The organism is Occallatibacter sp. (assembly GCF_049802275.1).
GTDB lineage: Bacteria > Acidobacteriota > Terriglobia > Terriglobales > Acidobacteriaceae > Telmatobacter.
Map to the genome: position 1 here is coordinate 1 of NZ_JBARMD010000560.1, position 5,942 is coordinate 5,942.

A 5,942-nucleotide genomic window follows, 5' to 3' on the forward strand; every position below is an offset into this window, starting at 1 on the left:
CCAAAAGCATAACGGCTGCATTCTCTGCCTTTGCAGATATTGCAGCCGTTTGCATTGAGAACAACTCGCCGTTATCTCTGCGCGGAGGGCGAATACTTTGCCTTCAAAACGCTGATCATCGCCGGAGTTAATTGTTTGAAGAGTTCCGCGTTGTACGAGGCGCAGTAGGGTACACCCTGGATGGATGCGTACTTGATCGACAGATCGTATGAGCCATCCTGGGCGCGAGTCGGATCCATGGATTCCACCAGCTGGTTGTATTGCGACTCGAGATTTTGGGCGTTTGGCATAATGTCGTTTTGCACGATCTGTTGGGCCGCGATGGAATACGCTCGTGATTTGGCTGCGGGCGTTCCATTGCCAACTGCCGGATCAACGTTGACCGCGATGATCGACACCGAGTAATCGCTATTGAGGTAGATCTCAAAGGTGCGGAACTGTTGCGGGTGATCCCGGAGCGACGAGGTTTCGACTTGCCAGAAGCCATTTACCGGGCTCCCGCCGGGCGGTGGTTTTAAGGCTTTCACGGTGTTGAAATGACGGTGGCCGGCAATCCACATCAGCAGATTCGGCGTGTTCTGCAGTTCCGCGACGAGGTTTGCCAGGCTGACTGCATTCTGTTGCACGGCGTTCGGATCGTTGTTCGATTCCCACCATTCCACCTCTGTGCCGATATTTGCTACTGCCAGCGGAACGTGCGCTGCGATAATCATGAGCTGATTCGCCGCCTGTCCTGAAGCGAGTTCCGCCTGGAGCCATCCCCACCGCGTCGCATCCAGGAATCCATGTCCGTGAATGTCGTGCGAGCCGTCTGTCTCAGACTGCGTATCGTCGAGAACGATCACCTTGAGTGGAACATCGGACTTTGGCACGAAACTGTAGCAGGCAAAGCCGGCCCCCATCGATGGATCGACCAGGTTGAGTCCGTGGCCCCTCGGAGCGGTCGTGCTGTTGAAGAACTCCTGCATCCACTCCGTTCTCAGGAGCGAGCGGCGGCTCGGATCGGCGACGATTGTGGGCGCAGCGGGAATGGTTGCGGCCATGCCAGCCCCCTTGATGGTGCCGGTGGGCGTTGCACCGTCGATATAACCCGTGTACATCGTCTGCTGCTGAATAGCGGCGAAAGTATCGTAGCAACATGGGAACCCGGCGTTGGGTTTCAGCACATCTCCTATCTTCCAGACATTGCCGCTCGTGTAGGACTCGCGAAGATGAAGGTCGGGGTTGGCATCCACGGGAATGGATCCGATCATGAAGTGGTCATGGTTGCCGAGGACTTGATACCAGGAAATCGCCGGGTTGAGCCCGGCGGCGCGGTAGGGCTTTTGGTAGTCGATAGTGGCAGCTCCCGCATGAGCGCCGGAGCTTGGTTGGATAACCTTGCCGTCGATGACATCGATATACCACCGGAGTTCGTTGTACTGCGTGCTGTTGCAGGCATCGCCCAGCGAGATGCCAAAGTCGAATGGAGACAACTCGTGAAGGGCGTTCATGGTCTGGATAGCGGCGTCGAGGACGTGGGTAGTGTAGGGCATGATCGGCGAGTAGAGCGAGGTTCCCGACGCGCCGTAGATAGGATCTTCCTGCTGAATATAGATGAGCTGATTGGGAGCTTCCTTATCGGTGATGTGGATGTCGGACATGGTGAAGAAATTCGCCATGCGCGAGAGGCGCACAGGGGATGGGTTGCTGTAGTCATTTGCCATGATGTCGTACCGTTTTGCCGCTTCGAGTCCTGGGCCGTAGGTATAGCTTCCATAACCATAGGCGGCGTACTGCGAAACCAGAGGAAGCTCGGTGGGGCAGAGTCCTACACCGGAGTTCGGCTGGTCAATTTTTGGCGGCATGGGGAAACACAGCACGCGGTCTACGGTGGTGACAACGGTGGAACCGATGGGATAGCTGGCGGGTTCTCCGCCACCGCAGCCAGACTCGAATGTACTGAGATACAGGGCCGCAGCCGTGCCGAGTGAGTAACTTACAAACTCGCGACGCGAAATATTGCGAATTATTTTGAGACTGTCGCCGGAAAGAATTGCGCTGCCTGGTTTGGGATCCATCGAGTCCATGTCACTCTCCTGCCTTGTTATCGGCAGGTTTGCGATCAAATAACAGGACAATCGGCGTGGCACTGCGCTGGATTGGGAAAATCCGGCAGGGCGACCAATTGGACCCAGGGGCCGGTATTTTAGCGGACTTCGCTTTTGGTGACAGATCCCGGAAACGGTTCCCAACCGCGATCCTTACAGGTTTCGATGAGCAGGAGTGAGACCGACAGACTTAGCAAGGGCCCAGACGCGCTGAACAACGCCCTGGCCGCGCCGCCGAGTGCGTCATCATAGGCTCCCATTGCGAGGGCCGCCAATGCCGCGCATATCGAGCCGACTACCCATGCTTTTGGCAAGCGCGCCAGCCGCCATACGCCCAAGGGAAGCAGCCAGGCGAACGTATACAGGAATTCTCGCGCGAGAAGGCAGCCGACAAGCCCTGAAAGGTAGGCACGGCCGGAATCTGACTCACCCTTCATTAATGCTGCAAAGCTCAAGAGTGAGGCGTCGGACGAGCGATGTGACATCAGCGGAATCAGGGTCGCGAAGCCTACGGCAACCATCGCCCCAATCCATGCAAGTTGCGAGAGCCTGAGCGACCGGCGCCGCGCGGTCGTTAGCCACCATCCCAATGCAAGTGCTGCGGCTAAGGGAACGAAAGTCTCTTTGGCGAGGGCGCCAATCACTCCCCAAAGCGGCAAAAGCCACCATCGTTCTGTAAACATTGTCCAGACCACAACCATCAAAATGCAGTTCACAGCCGAGTCCACATATCCCGAAAGATTGAAATTCGCCACAGCAAAGTTGGTGAGATAGAGGAGGGCACTCACGAGAGCTACGGCTTCGTCCGCGGTAATGCGCCTGCCAACGTCTACCAACAGGAAAGCAGTTGTGGCGATAAAGAAGGAGTTGACTACCAAGATCGCGAAGAAGACTGGATTCCATGAGTGGAGGTGGTTTTTTGCAAGCCAAAAGATCGGCTTTGCAAGGTACGAGACGAGCACCCTGTGGGAGAAATGCTCTTGATCGTCCTGAAGCGGGTCGCCGCTCACGAGTGCGTAATATGCCCTGGAATCGTAGAGCCCTGGAACTGCCCTGGGGTCGTAACGATTGAGGGTAGGGTATCCCAGGCCCGTGCTAATGACGAAGAACAGTGTCCAGAGAACGACGCTGCGTCCAACTCCAGGCTTCAATGAGACCCCCACGGTCAGCACAAATTGGCTCGAATCGTAACACCTGCTGCTTCGGGCTGTCTTCGTTGGGCTGCGCGGCGCTTTGTATGGTAGGCATCCGCTAAAACTGTCAGCTTCGCGGGCTCTCTTCTCGTTTCTTGGGATTCTCTGTTTACGCTTCCGCGGAACGCACAGGTTGTGTAAGGCTATAGCGCTACCAAATCCTTCTGAGACCTATTCGATCCGTTCATGGTCCGTTCGACAACATCTTGTGTTTCTGCTCGCTTTTGCATGATTAAAATGCGCTCATGAAATCAACCGGACCCCTCCCCCGCCCCAGAAGCACCCTCGTGTTATTCACTCAACTGAACAAGCCAGACAGGGTGCTTCGTGGATTGTGGTTTGTGGTCATCTTGCTGGGAGTGCTGGTTGCGGCGCCGGTGGATGCATGGCAGCAGCAGGGCGCGTCGAAAGACAACATGGCGGGCATGGACATGAGCGGCGACATGAAAAACATGGGACCGAGCATGACGGCGATGGCGGGGCACATGTACGTTACGGCGTTGCGACCGAAACAGCCGGGTGATGAAGAGAAGGTGAAGGCGGTCGTCGCGCAGGTCAGAGCTTCGATCAAGCGCTACCGCGATTATCACAAGGCGCTAGAGGACGGATACGTGATCGCCAATCCGAATGTGGATGAGCCGCAATTTCATTTCAACAACCAGGCCAATTTACGGGAGGCCGAACAGCGCTTCGATCCCACCAAGCCTTCGTCGCTGCTCTATTTCCAGACGCCAACCCAGCGCTACAAGCTTGAGGGCGTGATGTTCACGGTGCCGCCGAATGCAAGTGAAGATGAGCTGAACGCACGCATTCCGCTGAGCGTGGTGCGCTGGCACAAGCACATCAATTTTTGCGCCGCGCCCGCCGACAAGGTGAAGCAATACCTGGGCAAACATCCCAAATTCGGCATGTTCGGCTCCATCAAGACCGCGGATGCCTGCAAGGCCGAAGGCGGGACGTTTTATCCCGTGATGTTCACCTGGATGATTCACGTGTTTCCGTTCGAGAATGATTTGAAGGATGTGTTCTCGATGAATGACGATGTTCCGCACTTCGGCTCGGGGCAGTAGATCGCGTTTGCCCGATGAAATCGGCTGGCGGTTGTGCCGATGAAGCGGGCCGAGTAATCTTGCTGGCATGAACTGGCGGCGCGGACTTTTGCTGGCTGGGATTAATTTGATGACGGCTGTGCCGCTGATCTGCCTTTTGGCGGCTAGAGACGCGCAATACCTCAAGGAGCGGCAGCAACACTCCGCAAATGAGGAAGGGCTGCGGATCGGCAGTTTCGGCGATATCTCGGCAGCGCCAACAGAAATCGTTCAAGCGCAGGATGAGCAGACGGTCTCATTTTCTCCATGCGGTCTCTGGGGTCATATTCCACCGCAGGTTTCAGTCGTGCAGATTGGAAATCTGCCGGCCTTCATCGTAAGTCAATGGCGAGAGGAGTGTCCTCCAAAATGGTCAGTTGCCAAAATGCTTGGCGTAAACGACTCGGGGCTACTTTCCGATGCCGACCTTAAAACGATGCGCCGAGTGGATGTGGCGCTGTGTGTCCTGATTGCAGTTCAGTGGTTTTTGATTGGGAGTCTTCCGCTGATCCAGGCGAGACGATGGTGGGCTGAGCCTGGAGCGTTCATTACCGTGTGTACGGCAATTGCTTCGGGAGTTGCTCTGTTGCCGGGAATAGACGCCTTGGCGCGTCTGCCTGCTCTGATTGCCTTTGGAGGCTGGGTCTGGTGGCTTGGCCTTCTCCTTTGGATTCCCGTTCACATAGCCTGGCAGTCAACGGTTGGCGGGTTGCGGCGTCTAAATAACTGAAAGTGTGCTTGAATCCCCCATGAATCGAATCATGATGCGAAATCCAATATTTACTCGAGTCGCCGTTTCGGCCCTTGCATTGGCCTGCCTGCCCGTCACGATGCCGGCTCAGCAGGCTTCAAACACCCGGCCTGCCCAACCCGCACCTGACGACAAGCCGGTTGCCACCCTCAAAGTCCAGGCCCGCGAAGTGCTTCTGCCGGTGACCGTGCGCGACAAGAAGGGTGCCTTTGTGACCACCCTGGACAAGGGCGACTTCACGCTCACGGAAGACGGACGTCCGCAGGTCATCAAGAGCTTTTCGCACGAGACCAACCTGCCCTACAAGCTTGGTCTGCTGGTCGATACCAGTCGAAGCGTTTCGGGGGCACTTGAGAACGAACGCAAGGCGGGCGTGATGTTCGTCGATGCGATGCTTCCGGCCGAACCGCGCGCCAAGGACCCGGACGAAGCCTTTCTGATCCACTTTGACCGGCAGGTCGAGCTGCTTGAAGACTTTACGACGTCGCGCGAAAAGCTGCAGCACGAACTCGACGATATGGGCGCTTCGCACCAGACGCGCGACGACTCGCAGGGGCCAGAGACGACCGGCGATGACCGTGAGCGGCCGACGCACGGCCGCGGTGGCACGCAGCTGTACGATGCGATATTCCTCGCCTCGGACGAACTGATGAAGCACAAGGACGGGCGGAAGGCGCTGGTCGTCTTCTCTGACGGCGTTGATCGCGGCAGCAAAGACACCATGAATGACGCCATCGATGCAGCCGATCGGGCGAATGTAGTGATCTACACGATTTACTTCAAGGGCGAGGAAGAGCGGAGTTCGAACTTCGGCTATCCA

At 56.7% G+C, this 5,942-nt stretch carries 5 protein-coding genes; 3 read left to right on the forward strand and 2 right to left on the reverse strand.

Translation table 11 applies throughout. The annotated features are described in order from the left end of the window. Window positions 1–71 precede the first annotated feature (71 nt). Complete coding sequence (locus WA354_RS19325) at window positions 72–2,069, reverse strand: TIGR03768 family metallophosphoesterase (RefSeq protein WP_472814654.1); 1,998 nt, start codon at window positions 2,067–2,069, stop codon at window positions 72–74. A 119-nt stretch (window positions 2,070–2,188) separates the two neighbouring features. Next, a complete protein-coding gene (locus WA354_RS19330) occupies window positions 2,189–3,241 on the reverse strand; it encodes a DUF2079 domain-containing protein (protein ID WP_472814655.1) in 1,053 nt (350 codons plus the stop codon). A gap of 329 nt (window positions 3,242–3,570) precedes the next feature. Here WA354_RS19330 and WA354_RS19335 point away from each other — a divergent pair, with 329 nt between their 5' ends. The 3 genes from WA354_RS19335 to WA354_RS19345 form a co-directional block, all read left to right on the forward strand. Then, window positions 3,571–4,353, forward strand: coding sequence for a hypothetical protein (locus tag WA354_RS19335; protein ID WP_472814656.1), 783 nt, complete (start codon window positions 3,571–3,573; stop codon window positions 4,351–4,353). A gap of 67 nt (window positions 4,354–4,420) precedes the next feature. After that, the gene (locus WA354_RS19340; protein ID WP_472814657.1) at window positions 4,421–5,101 is read left to right on the forward strand and encodes a hypothetical protein; all 681 of its coding nucleotides are present in this window, start codon (window positions 4,421–4,423) and stop codon (window positions 5,099–5,101) included. 31 nt (window positions 5,102–5,132) lie between these two features. After that, the coding region (locus WA354_RS19345; RefSeq protein WP_472814658.1) for a VWA domain-containing protein at window positions 5,133–5,942 on the forward strand (810 nt) is incomplete at its 3' end.